Origin of the sequence: Caballeronia sp. LZ033, assembly GCF_031451265.1 — a bacterium.
In the GTDB taxonomy this organism is placed as follows: domain Bacteria; phylum Pseudomonadota; class Gammaproteobacteria; order Burkholderiales; family Burkholderiaceae; genus Caballeronia.
In genome coordinates this window covers 317,548-331,588 of sequence record NZ_JARUXQ010000001.1, presented here as the reverse complement: position 1 = coordinate 331,588, position 14,041 = coordinate 317,548, and the positions used below count along the sequence as shown (strand labels likewise).

The 14,041-nt window shown below is 64.4% G+C and carries 15 protein-coding genes; 11 read left to right on the top strand and 4 right to left on the bottom strand.

Annotated features, from left to right (window positions below; all coding sequences use genetic code 11):
- Positions 1-10: 10 nt before the first annotated feature.
- The 3 genes from QCE62_RS01655 to QCE62_RS01645 all read right to left on the bottom strand — a co-directional run bounded on the left by QCE62_RS01655 (position 11) and on the right by QCE62_RS01645 (position 3,254).
- Positions 11-625 (bottom strand): LysE family translocator, encoded by a 615-nt coding sequence (locus tag QCE62_RS01655; protein WP_309913558.1) that lies wholly within the window; start codon positions 623-625, stop codon positions 11-13.
- A gap of 1 nt (position 626) precedes the next feature.
- Positions 627-1,193: an adenine phosphoribosyltransferase gene (locus tag QCE62_RS01650; protein ID WP_309807138.1), complete on the bottom strand. Its 567-nt coding sequence runs from the start codon at positions 1,191-1,193 to the stop codon at positions 627-629.
- A gap of 66 nt (positions 1,194-1,259) precedes the next feature.
- On the bottom strand, positions 1,260-3,254 hold the full coding sequence (locus QCE62_RS01645) for a cation:proton antiporter (RefSeq protein ID WP_309807137.1): 1,995 nt from the start codon (positions 3,252-3,254) through the stop codon (positions 1,260-1,262).
- 161 nt (positions 3,255-3,415) lie between these two features.
- On the opposite strand from QCE62_RS01645, the gene kdsD reads away from it, so the two are divergent.
- The 11 genes from kdsD (at position 3,416) to QCE62_RS01590 (ending at position 12,961) form a co-directional block, all read left to right on the top strand.
- Positions 3,416-4,399 (top strand): arabinose 5-phosphate isomerase KdsD, encoded by a 984-nt coding sequence (kdsD, locus tag QCE62_RS01640; protein ID WP_309913555.1) that lies wholly within the window; start codon positions 3,416-3,418, stop codon positions 4,397-4,399.
- A gap of 20 nt (positions 4,400-4,419) precedes the next feature.
- Positions 4,420-4,959: an HAD family hydrolase gene (locus tag QCE62_RS01635; RefSeq protein ID WP_309919534.1), complete on the top strand. Its 540-nt coding sequence runs from the start codon at positions 4,420-4,422 to the stop codon at positions 4,957-4,959.
- A 4-nt stretch (positions 4,960-4,963) separates the two neighbouring features.
- Entirely contained in the window at positions 4,964-5,566 is a 603-nt protein-coding gene (lptC, locus tag QCE62_RS01630) for an LPS export ABC transporter periplasmic protein LptC (RefSeq protein ID WP_309913552.1), read from the top strand.
- Positions 5,567-5,595: 29 nt separating this feature from the next.
- On the top strand, positions 5,596-6,303 hold the full coding sequence (gene lptA, locus QCE62_RS01625; RefSeq protein WP_309913549.1) for a lipopolysaccharide transport periplasmic protein LptA: 708 nt from the start codon (positions 5,596-5,598) through the stop codon (positions 6,301-6,303).
- Between the two features lie 11 nt (positions 6,304-6,314).
- On the top strand, positions 6,315-7,082 hold the full coding sequence (gene lptB / locus QCE62_RS01620) for an LPS export ABC transporter ATP-binding protein (RefSeq protein ID WP_309807133.1): 768 nt from the start codon (positions 6,315-6,317) through the stop codon (positions 7,080-7,082).
- Positions 7,083-7,215: 133 nt separating this feature from the next.
- Entirely contained in the window at positions 7,216-8,733 is a 1,518-nt protein-coding gene (locus QCE62_RS01615; RefSeq protein ID WP_309913546.1) for an RNA polymerase factor sigma-54, read from the top strand.
- A 181-nt stretch (positions 8,734-8,914) separates the two neighbouring features.
- On the top strand, positions 8,915-9,274 hold the full coding sequence (gene hpf, locus QCE62_RS01610) for a ribosome hibernation-promoting factor, HPF/YfiA family (RefSeq protein ID WP_309807131.1): 360 nt from the start codon (positions 8,915-8,917) through the stop codon (positions 9,272-9,274).
- A gap of 388 nt (positions 9,275-9,662) precedes the next feature.
- Positions 9,663-10,118 (top strand): PTS IIA-like nitrogen regulatory protein PtsN, encoded by a 456-nt coding sequence (gene ptsN, locus QCE62_RS01605; RefSeq protein ID WP_309913543.1) that lies wholly within the window; start codon positions 9,663-9,665, stop codon positions 10,116-10,118.
- A gap of 201 nt (positions 10,119-10,319) precedes the next feature.
- Positions 10,320-11,288, top strand: a complete 969-nt coding sequence (hprK, locus tag QCE62_RS01600) for an HPr(Ser) kinase/phosphatase (RefSeq protein WP_061172712.1) — start codon at positions 10,320-10,322, stop codon at positions 11,286-11,288.
- A gap of 100 nt (positions 11,289-11,388) precedes the next feature.
- Positions 11,389-12,285, top strand: a complete 897-nt coding sequence (gene rapZ, locus QCE62_RS01595) for an RNase adapter RapZ (protein ID WP_309807129.1) — start codon at positions 11,389-11,391, stop codon at positions 12,283-12,285.
- A gap of 34 nt (positions 12,286-12,319) precedes the next feature.
- Positions 12,320-12,961 carry an LON peptidase substrate-binding domain-containing protein gene (locus QCE62_RS01590; RefSeq protein ID WP_309913540.1) on the top strand — a complete coding sequence of 214 codons (642 nt, stop codon included), beginning with the start codon at positions 12,320-12,322 and terminating at the stop codon, positions 12,959-12,961.
- Between the two features lie 14 nt (positions 12,962-12,975).
- Here QCE62_RS01590 and mutY read toward each other — a convergent pair whose 3' ends face one another.
- Positions 12,976-14,037, bottom strand: a complete 1,062-nt coding sequence (gene mutY, locus QCE62_RS01585) for an A/G-specific adenine glycosylase (protein ID WP_309913537.1) — start codon at positions 14,035-14,037, stop codon at positions 12,976-12,978.
- Positions 14,038-14,041: the final 4 nt, after the last annotated feature.

Below are 14,041 nucleotides of genomic sequence, written 5' to 3'. Positions count from 1 at the left end.
AATAAGCGGGTCAGTCGCGCAGCGCGACGCGAATGCCGAGCGCGATGAAGGTCACGCCGGCGAGGCGGTCGAGCCACACGCCGACGCGCGGCCGGCGCGCCAGCCACGCGCCGATCAGGCCCGCGCCGATGCCGAACAGCGAGAACACGACCACCGTCTGCAGCATGAACACGCCGCCGAGTTCGAACATTTGCAGCATCACGCTTTGCGCGCCGTGCGGATCGACGAACTGCGGCAGGAACACGATGAAGAACAGCGTGACCTTCGGATTCAGCAGATTGCCGATCACGCTCTGGCGGAAGACCGTTGCAAGCGGCTGGCGCGGACGTGCATGCGCGTTGGCGAGACCATGGCTGCGCAACGCCTTGATGCCGATCCACACCAGATACGCCGCGCCCGCGAGCTTGACGGCCTGGAACGCGAGCGGCGACGAGCGCAGCAGCGCGGCGACGCCGAGCGCCGCGAGCGTCGTGTGGAACAGCACGCCGCAGGCGAAGCCCAGCGCGGCGACCACTCCGGCGAGCCGTCCCTGCGAGATGCCGCGCGCGAGCACTTGCAGGTTGTCCGGTCCCGGCGCAACGGTGATCGCCACCGAGGCCGCGAGAAACAGCAGGAAGTGGGGCATGTCAGTGTCCCCCGAACTCGCACACGGTGTAGAGCGGCACGCCGTTGTCGCGCAGGAGCTTCGAGCCGCCCAAGTCCGGCAGATCGATGATCGCTGCCGCCTCGACCACTTCGGCGCCGAGCCGTTCGAGCAGGATCTTGCCGGCCATCATCGTGCCGCCGGTGGCAACCAGATCGTCCACGATCACGACGCGGTCGCCCGGCTTGCAGGCGTCCTCGTGGATCTCGACGGTCGCGCGGCCATACTCGAGCTCGTACGACTGCGACAGCGTCCGGTACGGCAGCTTGCCTTGCTTGCGGATCGGCACGAAGCCGAGGCTCAGCTCGTACGCCAGGATTGGCCCGATGATGAAACCGCGCGCGTCCATGCCGGCAATGACATTGATGTCCTCGTCGATATAGCGCTGCACGAACAGGTCGATCAGCGTACGCAGCGCGCGGCGGTCCTGCAGCACGGGCGTGATGTCGCGGAACTGCACGCCGGCCTGCGGCCAGTTCTCGACAGTGCGCACGCGCTCCTTGATGAAACGCGCGGCGTCGCGCTCGGCGTTCGAAGAGGAAATGGACATGGTTTCTCCGGTGTTCGCGCCGTGAGGCCGCGCTCGCCCGTGACAGAAAGGAACAACAAAAGGAAATTACGCCGCCCGGCGATGTCGCGAGAGCCGTTCCTCGGCCTGTGCCAGCTTTTCGGGCAGGCCGCGCAGCACGACGATGTCATTGGCGCGCAACTTGGTTTCGGGATCGGGCGCGACACCCCGGATGCCGTGGCGCCGGATCGCGGTCACCTCGACCCCGCGGCCGACCAGCCCCAGATCGTCGAGCGAATGGCCGACCGCCTCCGAGTTCGCGTCGATCGGTACGGATTGTAGCCGGACCTGCTCGTGGCCATCGTCGTCGTCGGCATCGTCGGCGCCGTGAAAGTAGCCGCGCAGCAGGCTGTAGCGCGCGTCGCGCATTTCCTCGACGCGCCGCACCACGCGCCGCATCGGCACGCCCATCAGCACCAGCGTGTGCGACGCCAGCATCAGGCTGCCCTCCACGATCTCCGGAATCACCTCAGTCGCGCCCGCGGCCGTGAGCTTCTCGAGATCGGCGTCGTCGACGGTGCGCACGATCACCGGCAAGGTCGGCGCGAGCTCATGGATGTTGTGCAGCACGCGCATCGCCGACGGCGTGTTCGCATACGTGATCGCCACCGTCGCAGCACGATGCAGACCCGCCGCCAGCAGCGACTCGCGCCGCCCGGCGTCGCCGAACACGACCGATTCGCCCGCCGCCGCGGCCGCCGCCACACGGTCCGGATCCAGGTCCAGCGCCACGTACGAGATGCCTTCCTGCTCCAGCATGCGCGCGAGATTCTGCCCGGCCCGGCCGTAGCCGCAGATGATCACGTGGCCGCTCTGCTTGAGGCTCTGCGTCGCGATCTTGGTCATCTGCAACGATTGCAGCATCCACTCCGTCGATGACAGCCGCAGCACGATGCGGTCGGCGTTCTGGATGATGAACGGCGCGGCGAGCATGGACAGCAGCATCGCGGCGAGGATCGCCTGGAGGATGGTGGAGTCGACCAGATGCGAATCCAGGATCAGGTTCAGCAGAACGAAGCCGAATTCGCCCGCCTGCGCCAGACCGAGACCCGTGCGCATCGCGACGCCCTGCGGCGCGCCGAACGCGCGCGACAGCGCAGTGATCATCACGGCCTTGAGCAGGATCGGCACGACGAAGAAGCCGAGCACCAGGAACGGATGCTCCCAGATCACGCGCGGGTTCAGCAGCATGCCGGTGGTCACGAAGAACAGGCCCAGCAGCACGTCGCGGAACGGCTTGATGTCTTCTTCCACCTGATGCCGGTACGGCGTCTCGGCGATCAGCATCCCGGCGATGAACGCGCCCAGCGCGAGCGACAGCCCGAACTTGTCGGTGATGAAGGCCGCGCCGAGCGTCACCAGCAACAGGTTCAGCATGAACAGCTCTTGCGAGCGGCGCCGCGCGACCAGGTCGAACCAGCGCGTCATGAACTTCTGGCCGATGAACAGCAGCACGGTCAGCGCAACGACGATCTTCACCGCCGCGATGCCCAGCCACATCGCCAGCTGGGACGAGTTACCGTTGCCGAGCGCCGCGATGATGATGAGCAGCGGCACCACGGCCAGATCCTGGAACAGCAGCACGCCGAAGATGTTGCGGCCGTGCTCCGATTCGAGTTCGAGCCGCTCGGCGAGCAGCTTGCTGACGATCGCCGTGGACGACATCGACAGCGCGCCGCCCAGCGCGAAGCTCGCCTCCCACGACATCTCGATCCAGAAATGCGCGATCCAGCCGAAGATCATGGCCAGCGCGATGGTGGCCCCGACCTGGCTCGCGCCGAGGCCGAACACGATGCGCCGCATCGAGCGCAATTTCGACAATGAAAACTCGAGCCCGATGGAGAACATCAGGAACACGACGCCGAATTCGGCGAGGTGCTGCGCGCGGTCCGTATCCGGCGCGATACCCGCCGCGTGCGGGCCCACGATGATGCCGACCGTCAGATAGCCGAGCATCGGCGGCAGGTTGAAATAGCGAAATACCACGACGCCCGCCACTGAACACAGCAGCAGCAGCAACGTCATTTCGAGCGGAGAAATCATCCGTCTAGCGTCCTCGTTCGGCAGTGTGCGGCAGCGCGTGCGACCTTGCGCTGCGGCGTCTTGGAAGAGCCCGGGACGGCCGGACTCGCGGGGGCGGATAGGCGGCGGCGCGCGGCGCGCCGGGCGGCGCGGCAGAGAATCGCCTTTGCTATACTCCGCGCATGATAGCGAAAATCAATGGCGACCGGGCGCTGGCGCTGGCTCGCGATGTAATTCAGATCGAAGCCGACGCCGTTCGCGGCCTCTCTCCTCTTCTCGACGAAAACTTCATCAACGCGGTCGAAGTCCTGCTCGGCTGCCGCGGCCGCGTGGTCGTGTCGGGCATCGGCAAGTCGGGCCATGTCGCGCGCAAGTTCGCTGCGACGCTCGCCAGCACCGGCACCCCCGCCTTCTTCGTGCATCCGGCCGAAGCCAGCCACGGCGACCTCGGCATGGTCACCGCCGACGACATCTTCATCGCGCTGTCGAACTCCGGCGAAACGGAAGAACTCGTTGCGATTCTGCCGCTCATCAAGCGTCTTGGCGCAAAACTGATCGCCATCACCGGCCGTCCCGAATCGAGTCTCGCGCAACTGGCGGACATGCATCTCAACGCACGCGTCGACAAGGAAGCGTGCCCGATGAATCTCGCGCCCACCGCCAGCACCACCGCCGCGATGGCGCTCGGCGACGCGCTCGCCGTCGCCGTGCTCGACGCGCGCGGCTTCGGCCCCGAGGACTTCGCGCGCTCGCATCCGGGCGGCGCACTCGGCCGGCGGCTGCTGACCTATGTGCGCGACGTCATGCGCACCGGCGACGAAGTGCCCCGGGTCTCGCTCGATGCAACCGTTTCGGACGCGCTGTTCCAGATCACGGACAAGCGCATGGGCATGACCGCCGTGATCGACGGCGCGCAGCGCGTGCACGGCATCTTCACGGACGGCGACCTGCGCCGCATCCTGCAACGCGACGGCGATTTCCGTTCGCTGCGCATCGCCGATGTCATGACCCGTAACCCGCAGACCATCGCGCCGGATCATCTCGCGGTCGAGGCCGTGGAACTGATGGAGCGTTATCGCATCAATCAGATGCTGGTCGTCGACGCCGATGCGACGCTGATCGGCGCACTGAACATGCACGACCTCTTTTCCAAGAAGGTGATCTGATGGCGCAGCAGCCGTCTTCCATGCCGTCGGCCGGCGCAAGCGCCGCCGAGCGCGCCAGCCGCCTCCGTCTGATGGTATTCGACGTCGACGGCGTCTTCACTGACGGCAGTCTTTACTTCACCGCCGAGGGCGACGCGATGAAGTCGTTCAATTCGCTCGACGGCCACGGCGTGAAGATGCTGCAGTCGGTCGGCGTGCAGACGGCGATCATCACGGGACGCCAGTCCGGCATCGTCGCGGCGCGTGCGAAGGAACTGGGCATCACGCATCTGTATCAGGGCGTGGCGGACAAGACGGTCGCGCTGGCTGAACTGCTCGAGAAGACCGGCATCCCGGCGGGCGACTGCGGCTACATGGGCGACGACTGGCCGGATCTCGCGGTGATGCGCCGCTGCGGCTTCGCAGCCGCGCCGGCGAACGCGCATCCGGACGTGATCCAGCGCGTGCATTGGGTTGCGCAGTCGCGCGGCGGCCATGGCGCGGTGCGCGAAGTCTGCGATGCCATCCTGCGCGCGCAACACCGCTACGACGACCTGCTCGCCGCGGCGCTCGGGGGCTGACGTCATGCAGCGCCCAGGAAAACTCGCCTCGCTGCTGCCGCTCCTCGCGATGGCCGCGCTCGCGGGTGTCACGTACTGGCTGTTGCAGGCCACGCTGCCGCCGGCGGCGCAAGCGCCGGAACAGCCGAAGCGCCATACACCCGATTATTTCGCGAACAACTTCTCGGTCTCCGAACTCGACGCCACCGGCTCGACGCAATATCGTCTGACGGCGAAGTCGATGGTTCACTATGAAGACGACGAAATCAGCGACCTGACGCTGCCCGCGCTGCGCATGTTCCAGCCGCAGAAGCCGACGGTCACGGCCACCGCGCAGCGCGGCACGGTGAACGGCGACGTCTCGGTCGTCAATCTCTATGACAATGCCCGCATCTTGCGCGTCGCTGGTTACGGAGATCCGCAGATGCAGGCGGATTCGCAGCATTTTCGCGTGCTGGTGAACGACGATGTCATCGAAACGGAAAAACCGGTTAGACTTCAGCGCGGCCCGTCCGTAATGACGGCCGATGGCATGAACTACAACAACGTGACCCGGGAAATGAAGCTCTTCGGCAACGTGCGCGGCTCTATCGCCGCCTCGGACATCAAGGGCGGCGCTTCCAAGTGACCCGGCACTCCCATCCGAATTGTGACTGCATGAACGAAAGGTTCCCCCGTCCTGATGGCGGCCCCGCGCGCGCCACGCACGCGCGCAGCATCGTGCGCCCCTTCTCGCGTTTCCCGCGACTCCCGGGCGCCGTGCTGAGCGCCGCCCTCGCGTCCTTGATCGCGTTGACGGCAGCGCCCGCGCACGCGGAAAAGGCCGACCAGGACAAGCCGCTCAACATCGAAGCGGACAACATGTCGTATGACGACCTCAACCAGAAGAACATCTTCACCGGCCACGTCGTCGCGACCAAAGGGACGATCGTCATCAAGGCCGACCGCGTCGAGGTCACGCAGGATCCGCAGGGGTATCAGTACGCCACCGGCACCTCCACGGGCAACAATCTTTCGTACTTCCGCCAGAAGCGCGACGGCGTGAACGAGTACATCGACGGCAACGCGGTGCGCATCGATTACGACGGCAAGAACGATTTCACGAAACTCACGACGCGCGCCACCGTGCGCCGCCTGCAAGGCCTGACGAACGTACAGGACGAGGTGCACGGCAGCGTCATCACCTATGACGGCCAGAAGGACTTCTACACGGCGAGCGCCGGCAAGGACGTCGCGGGACCCGGCAATCCGAGCGGCCGCGTGCGCGCCATGCTCGCGCCGCGCTCCGGCGGCGCCGCGCCGCTGAACGGCCCGCCGGCCACGCTGACGCCGTCGAACACCATTCAAGGAACGCCGCAGCAGTGAACGCGCCCGCCATGCCCCACCGTCAGCCGGAAGGCCAGTCGAGTTCGCTCGTCGTCCGCAATCTGAAGAAGCGCTACGGCTCGCGCACCGTCGTCAAGGACGTGTCACTCGACGTCAAGAGCGGCGAAGTGGTCGGCCTGCTCGGGCCGAACGGCGCGGGCAAGACGACTTCGTTCTATATGATCGTCGGCCTGGTGCCGCTCGACGCCGGCGAAATCGACCTCGACGGCAACTCGATCAGCCTGCTGCCCATTCACCAGCGCGCCCATCTTGGCCTGTCGTATCTGCCTCAGGAAGCATCGGTGTTCCGCAAGCTCACGGTCGAGCAGAACATTCGTGCGGTGCTCGAGCTGCAGACCGACGAGTCCGGCAAGCGCCTGTCCAAGGACGCCATCTCGCAGCGCGCCGAAGCCCTGCTCGACGAACTGCAGATCGCGCATTTGCGCGAGAACCCGGCGCTGTCGCTGTCGGGCGGCGAACGCCGGCGCGTGGAAATTGCACGCGCGCTCGCAACCAACCCGAGCTTCATCCTGCTCGACGAGCCGTTCGCGGGCGTCGATCCGATCGCCGTGCTGGAAATCCAGAAGATCGTGAAGTTCCTGAAGCAGCGCAACATCGGCGTGCTGATCACCGACCACAACGTCCGTGAAACGCTCGGCATCTGCGATCACGCGTATATCATCAGCGACGGCAGCGTGCTCGCGGCCGGTGCGCCGAGCGAGATCATCGAGAACGAGAACGTGCGGCGCGTGTACCTCGGCGAACACTTCCGCATGTGACCGCATCACGTGCGCAGCATGAAGCGCAAGCAGCAAAACTTACGTGCCGCCCTCGGGGCGGCACGCGTCATTCTGGATTCGCCGCGAGGTTTCGCGCGCGTGGCAAACTCTCTACAATGAAGAAAACCTTGCCATGAAAGCCAGCCTCCAACTCCGCCTCTCGCAGCATCTTGCGCTGACACCGCAACTGCAGCAGTCGATCCGGCTGCTGCAGTTGTCCACGCTCGAATTGCAGCAGGAGGTCGCCATGGCGATCTCCCAGAACCCGCTCCTCGAGAACGAAGACGACTGGATCGCCAGCCCGCTGCGGGTGGCGGCGGACGGTTCGCTGATCGCAGCGCCCGCGTCCTCCAGCGCGCCCGGCGACTCGATGATGAGCAACGGCTCGTCCTCCAGCACCTCCAGTTCCGAACGCTCGGAAAACAGCGAGCCTCAGGGTGTCGACGAGTACAACGGCATGGGCTCGGACGGCGGTACGGATACGAGTTCGTGGAACCTGGAAGACTACGGCCGCGCGAGCAACGCCTCGGACGACGACGATCTCCCGCCGCTGCAGATCCATGAATCCACCACCACGCTGCGCGACCACCTGACCGCGCAGTTGCGCATGACTTCGGCGAATCAGCGGGATCGCGCGTTGATCACGTTCCTGATCGAGTCGCTCGATGAAGACGGCTATCTGACTTCATCGCTCGACGAAATCCAGGCCGACCTGCCCGAAGAACTCGAAGTCGAAGTCGACGAACTGAGCGCGGCACTCGCGTTGCTGCAGAGTTTCGATCCGTCGGGCGTCGGTGGAAGGTCGGCGTCGGAATGTCTGAAGCTGCAATTGCTGCGGCTCGAAGCGTCACCTACGCGGACGCTGGCGCTGGACATCGTCACGAACCATCTCGAATTGCTCGCCGCGCGCGACTTCACGCGCCTGCGCAAGCAGCTCAAGGCCAGCGACGACGCCCTGCGCGACGCGCACGTGCTGATCAAGTCGCTGGAGCCGTTTCCGGGCGCGGCGTATGGCAAGAGCGAAGCGGACTACGTGGTGCCGGATATCCTGGTCAGGAAGACCACCGGCGGCTGGACGGCCGAGCTGAATCCGGAGATCGTGCCGAAGCTGCGCATCAATCATTTGTACGCGAATATCCTGCGCAACAACCGGGGCGATCCGGGCAGCGGATCGCTGCGGCAACAGCTTCAGGAAGCGCGCTGGCTGATCAAGAATATTCAGCAAAGATTCGAGACGATCCTGCGTGTTGCGCAGGCTATTGTCGAGCGTCAGAAGAACTTTTTTGCACATGGCGAAATCGCCATGCGCCCCTTGGTTTTGCGGGAGATTGCTGATACGCTGGGTTTACACGAGTCGACGGTTTCTCGTGTGACCACCGGGAAGTACATGCTCACCCCGTTCGGGACGCTCGAGTTCAAGTACTTCTTCGGTTCACACGTCTCGACTGACACAGGAGGCGCGGCATCGTCCACGGCGATCCGGGCCCTCATCAAGCAACTGATAGGAGCGGAAGAACCCAAAACTCCTCTTTCAGACAGCCGCATCGCCGAATTGCTGGCGGAACAAGGTTTTGTCGTTGCGCGGCGCACCGTAGCGAAATACCGCGAAGCGCTCCGAATTCCGGCAGTGAATCTGCGCAAGTCTCTATGACCCGTCTCTGTAGTCCATTGCATATTGCGATGGACGTTGACCGGCCGTCCCGCGAACGCGCGCACGAGCCGGCCGATGCGACCCGTTTTTCAAGCGCATTCTGTTGAAGCGCTGAGGGATCGCACCGCGACCGGCATCGGACGAGCTTCGTGGCATACGGCCACTAGCTTGGAGAGCAACTATGAATCTGAAGATCAGCGGACATCACCTCGAATTGACGCCTGCGTTGCGCGAGTACGTGATCACGAAGCTGGACAGGGTGCTCCGTCATTTCGATCAAGTTATCGACGGCAACGTTGTCCTCTCGGTCGACAATCATAGGGAAAAGGACAAGCGCCAAAAGGCGGAAATCAACCTGCACCTCAAGGGCAAGGACATTTTCATCGAGAGTTGTGACGCTGATATGTACGCGGCTATCGACCTGATGGTCGACAAGCTCGACCGCCAGGTCATCAAGCACAAGGACAAGATCCAGGGCCACGCGCATGAATCAGTGAAGTACCACGCGGAGCCGCAGAGCATCGAGGCGCCGTCGCCGTAAGACTGATCGATGCACCGCAGGCCCGCCGCCCGAACGACGGCGGGTGCATTTGGAGGAAAACCTCGAATCTGCTGACACGCGCCTGACGGAGTTGCATCGAACAGAAGCCGCCTTGCCTGGCGGCTTTTTTGTTGCATTTTGGCTGTGATTCGCCCAAGCCATTGATTTTCAGTGTTTTGTACTGCACATTGGATCGCCAACCGTACGTTTGCGCGGCGCACCATCGCAGTAAGGCCTGTTCTATAATGGTCCGGTAATTTTTCGGGGCCACACGACAGGCACGCTGCAGGGAACCGCCGTCAGCGCACTTTTTGTTTCACATCGCCGTGAGCGCTTTCAGACAGCAGCCACGATGAGGAGCTTTCAGGCCACGCATCAGCCTGCCAACATGAATCGTTTAGCCAAATTTCTTCCCATCGAGAACGTCGTTCTCGGACTGTCCGTTACCAGCAAGAAACGTGTATTCGAGCAAGCGGGCCTGATCTTCGAAAATCAGAACGGTATCGCCCGCAGTATCGTCACCGACAACCTCTTCGCTCGTGAAAGACTCGGCTCGACCGGCCTCGGCGAAGGCGTCGCCATTCCTCATGGCCGCATCAAGGGACTCAAGCAGCCGCTCGCCGCGTTCGTGCGCCTGTCCGAACCCGTCGCGTTCGAATCCCCCGACGGCCAGCCGGTCTCCCTCCTGATCTTCCTGCTCGTGCCCGAACAGGCCACCCAGCAGCATCTGGAAATTCTCTCGGAGATCGCGCAACTGCTCTCCGACAGCGAGGCGCGCGAGCGTCTGCACAAGGAAGAAAATCGTGAAGCGCTCTATCAAGTGCTCACGCAGTGGCAACCGTAATAGCCGCACGACCCGGGCGGATCCGCGTCCAGAGCGTGTCCGTCCTGTTCGCGTCCGTCCCGCTCCTGCATTGGACGCGCCTCGCTTACGTCAGGCTTCTGGGGCACAATCGGTCAAAAGCAGCGCCATGCGGCGTATCGAAGCAACCCGCTTCGTCGTCAAGCGAAGGCTGCTCCCGGCTTCCAACGGAGTTCCGGCCTCATGGATACGTCCAGCATCAACGCCCAAAGCATTTTCGACGACAACGCCGCCACTCTGAAGCTCAGTTGGCTCACGGGGCATGAAGGCTGGGAGCGCGGTTTCTCGAGCGAAACCGTAGCGAACGCGACGTCGAGCGCCGACCTCGTCGGCCATTTGAACCTGATCCACCCGAACCGCATCCAGGTGCTCGGCGACGCCGAGATCAACTACTACCAGCGCCAATCCGACGAAGACCGTTCGCGCCACATGGCCGAACTGATCGCGCTCGAACCGCCGTTCCTGGTCGTCGCGGGCGAAGTCGGCGCGCCGCCCGAACTGGTCCTGCGCTGCACGCGCTCGTCGACGCCGCTATTCACGACGCGCATGTCGGCGGCGGCGGTCATCGACAGCCTGCGCGCCTACATGTCGCGCATCCTCGCGCCGCGCGCGACCTTGCACGGCGTGTTCATCGACATCCTCGGGATGGGCGTGCTGCTCACCGGCGACTCCGGTCTCGGCAAGAGTGAACTGGGCCTAGAGCTCATCAGCCGCGGTCACGGCCTGGTGGCGGATGACGCCGTCGATTTCGTCCGGCTCGGCCCGGACTTCGTCGAGGGCCGCTGCCCGCCGCTGTTGCAGAACCTGCTCGAAGTGCGCGGTCTGGGCCTGCTCGACATCAAGACCATCTTCGGCGAGACCGCCGTGCGCCGGAAGATGAAACTGAAGCTGATCGTGCAGCTGGTGCGCCGTCCTGACGGTGAATTCCAGCGCCTGCCGCTGGAGAGCCAGACCGTCGACGTCCTCGGCCTGCCGATCAGCAAGGTGACCATCCAGGTGGCAGCAGGCCGCAACCTTGCTGTGCTGGTGGAAGCCGCGGTGCGCAACACGATCCTGCAACTGCGCGGCATCGATACCTTGCGCGACTTCATGGATCGTCAGCGGCTCGCCATGCAGGATCCGGACAGCCAGTTTCCCGGCAAGCTGATCTGAGGCGGTCGCGTAACGTAGATTGCAGCGAGCGCAGCGATCATTTCGCGCCCGGATTCGAATCAAGAGCAGGTGCTAAGATTAAGCGAACGAGCCGATTCCCATGCGTATCATCCTGATTACCGGCATCTCCGGTTCCGGCAAGTCCGTTGCCTTGAACGCGCTGGAAGACGGCGGCTACTACTGCGTCGACAACCTGCCGCCCCGTTTTCTGCCCGAACTTGCCGCCCATCTCGCGAAGGAAGGACAGACCCGCCTGGCCGTCGCCATCGACGCGCGCTCCAGCCTTTCGCTCGATGAAGTCCCCAGCATCATCCACACGCTCTCGGCAGAATACGACCTGCGCGTGCTGTTCCTGAACGCGAGCACGCAGTCGCTCATCCAGCGCTTTTCCGAAACACGCCGGCGTCATCCGCTGTCCGGTCCGCCGATGCGCGAAGCCGACGTCGGCTTGCTGAACTCGCTGGCTGAGGCGATCGAGCGCGAACGCGAACTGGTCGCCGGCCTCGCGGAGTACGGGCATCAGATCGACACCAGCAATCTGCGCGCGAATGTGCTGCGCGCATGGGTCAAGCGCTTCGTCGAAACCGACGCGGCCGATCTCACGCTGATGTTCGAATCGTTCGGCTTCAAGCGCGGCGTGCCGCTCGACGCCGATCTCGTGTTCGACGTCCGGACCCTGCCCAATCCCTACTACGACCGCGAGCTGCGCCCCTTCACCGGCCGCGACAAGCCCATCATCGACTTTCTCTCGGCGCAGCCGCTGGTCGGCGAGATGATCGAGGACATCGGCGCGTTCGTCGGCAAATGGCTGCCACGTTTTCGCGATGACAACCGCAGCTATCTGACCGTTGCGGTCGGATGCACGGGCGGACAGCATCGTTCGGTGTTCATCGCGGAGGCGCTTGCCGCGCGTTTTCGCGACCAGGCCAATGTGATCGTGCGGCATCGTGACGCGCCCATCCCGGTGGATGGCGACGCGGTTCACGCGCGAACCTGATCGCCACGCCGGCGATCCACCCTGGAGGGACGCGATGTCTTCGATTCCCGCGAATCCGGTTCTGGACGATGTGCCGCTGTTTCCGCTTCACACCGTGCTGTTTCCCGGCGGGCTGCTGCCGCTCAAGATCTTCGAGGCGCGTTACCTGGACATGGCGCGCGGCTGTCTGCGCGAGCAATCGCCGTTCGGCGTCTGCCTGCTGAAAAGCGGGCATGAAGTTGCCTCGCCGGGCGATCCGTCGGTGCCGGAGCCGATCGGCTGCCTTGCCGAGATCGCCGAATGCGATGTCGATACTTTCGGCCTGCTGCTCGTGCAGGCGCGCGGCACGGCGCGTTTCAAGCTGATCGATCATCGCGTCGAGCCGAGCAACCTGCTGGTCGGCACCGTGCAGCTGCTGGGCGACGACCAGCCCTTGCAGGGCTCGGAAACGCTGGCCAAGTTCGGCGCATGCGCGGAAGTGCTGGAGCGCATCATCGATACGATCCGGGAGCGCGAACCGCAGAATCTGCCGTTCGTCGAACCCTTCCTGTTCGACGATCCCACCTGGGTGTCCAACCGCCTCTCCGAAATCCTGCCGATCCCGATGCGCGCCCGCCAGAAGCTGATGGAACTGATGGACGCCGGCGCGCGCATCGATGTCGTGCATCACTACATGCAGCACCATCAGCTGCTCTGACGCTGAGTGACGCCTTAAATCAGCGAACCGCTCAGCGCGTCGAGCAGCTTGCGCACGGGCGCGGGCACGCCGTAGGCATCGATGCGCGCAAGCGGCGCCCACACGGTTTCGACGTTCATCGCCTCGAGCGGCGCACCACGCGCCACGCCGATACGCGGCTCGATATCGAGCTTGAAGTGAGTGAACGTGTGGGTCAGCGGTGCGAGCCGCTGCAAGGACTCATCGCCGCCGAAGCGCTGCGCAAGCGTCGCGAGCGCCGTCTCGTCGGCCGCTTCGGGCAGGCTCCACAGGCCGCCCCAGATACCCGTGGGCGGGCGCTTTTCCAGCAGCACGGAATCGCCGTCCTTCAGCACCAGCATCCAGGTCTTGCGCGTCGGCACGGTCTTCTTCGGCCGGGCGGCGGGCAACTCGCGCTGCCGCCCTTCGACCTTCGCGACGCAATCCGCCATGAACGGACAACGCGCGCAGTCGGGCTTGCCGCGCACGCAGAGCGTCGCGCCGAGATCCATCAGACCTTGCGTGTACGCGGTGACCTCATCCGGCTTCGCCGCATCCGGCAACAGCGATTCGGCCAGCGTCCAAAGCGCGTTTTCCACGCGCTTTTCGCCCGTGAAGCCTTCGACACCGAATACCCGCGCCAGCACGCGCTTCACGTTGCCGTCGAGAATCGTCGCGCGCGCACTGAACGCGAACGACGCAATGGCCGCCGCCGTCGAACGGCCGATGCCAGGCAGTTCCGCCAGTTCGTCCACGGTCTGGGGAAAGGCGCCGCCGTGCTCGTACGCGACGACCTGCGCGCAACGATGCAGGTTGCGCGCCCGCGAGTAGTAGCCGAGACCGGCCCAGAGCGCCATGACATCGTCGAGCGGGGCATCGGCGAGCGCCGTCACCGAAGGAAACCGTTCGAGAAAGCGCGCGTAATACGGGATGACGGTGGACACCTGCGTCTGCTGCAACATGATCTCCGACAGCCAGATGCGATACGCGTCGCGCGTGTTTTGCCACGGCAGGTCGTGGCGGCCGTGAATGCGTTGCCACGCGATCAGGCGCGTGGAGAAATCGGTGAGGGCGAGCATCGGA

Bases quoted from the DNA above. Each gene is read 5' to 3' on its own strand.
- QCE62_RS01655 (WP_309913558.1), bottom strand. From the start codon at position 625: ATGCCCCACTTCCTGCTGTTTCTCGCGGCCTCGGTGGCGATCACCGTT.
- QCE62_RS01650 (WP_309807138.1), bottom strand. From the start codon at position 1,193: ATGTCCATTTCCTCTTCGAACGCCGAGCGCGACGCCGCGCGTTTCATC.
- QCE62_RS01645 (WP_309807137.1), bottom strand. From the start codon at position 3,254: ATGATTTCTCCGCTCGAAATGACGTTGCTGCTGCTGCTGTGTTCAGTG.
- kdsD (WP_309913555.1), top strand. From the start codon at position 3,416: ATGATAGCGAAAATCAATGGCGACCGGGCGCTGGCGCTGGCTCGCGAT.
- QCE62_RS01635 (WP_309919534.1), top strand. From the start codon at position 4,420: ATGCCGTCGGCCGGCGCAAGCGCCGCCGAGCGCGCCAGCCGCCTCCGT.
- lptC (WP_309913552.1), top strand. From the start codon at position 4,964: ATGCAGCGCCCAGGAAAACTCGCCTCGCTGCTGCCGCTCCTCGCGATG.
- lptA (WP_309913549.1), top strand. From the start codon at position 5,596: ATGAACGAAAGGTTCCCCCGTCCTGATGGCGGCCCCGCGCGCGCCACG.
- lptB (WP_309807133.1), top strand. From the start codon at position 6,315: ATGCCCCACCGTCAGCCGGAAGGCCAGTCGAGTTCGCTCGTCGTCCGC.
- QCE62_RS01615 (WP_309913546.1), top strand. From the start codon at position 7,216: ATGAAAGCCAGCCTCCAACTCCGCCTCTCGCAGCATCTTGCGCTGACA.
- hpf (WP_309807131.1), top strand. From the start codon at position 8,915: ATGAATCTGAAGATCAGCGGACATCACCTCGAATTGACGCCTGCGTTG.
- ptsN (WP_309913543.1), top strand. From the start codon at position 9,663: ATGAATCGTTTAGCCAAATTTCTTCCCATCGAGAACGTCGTTCTCGGA.
- hprK (WP_061172712.1), top strand. From the start codon at position 10,320: ATGGATACGTCCAGCATCAACGCCCAAAGCATTTTCGACGACAACGCC.
- rapZ (WP_309807129.1), top strand. From the start codon at position 11,389: ATGCGTATCATCCTGATTACCGGCATCTCCGGTTCCGGCAAGTCCGTT.
- QCE62_RS01590 (WP_309913540.1), top strand. From the start codon at position 12,320: ATGTCTTCGATTCCCGCGAATCCGGTTCTGGACGATGTGCCGCTGTTT.
- mutY (WP_309913537.1), bottom strand. From the start codon at position 14,037: ATGCTCGCCCTCACCGATTTCTCCACGCGCCTGATCGCGTGGCAACGC.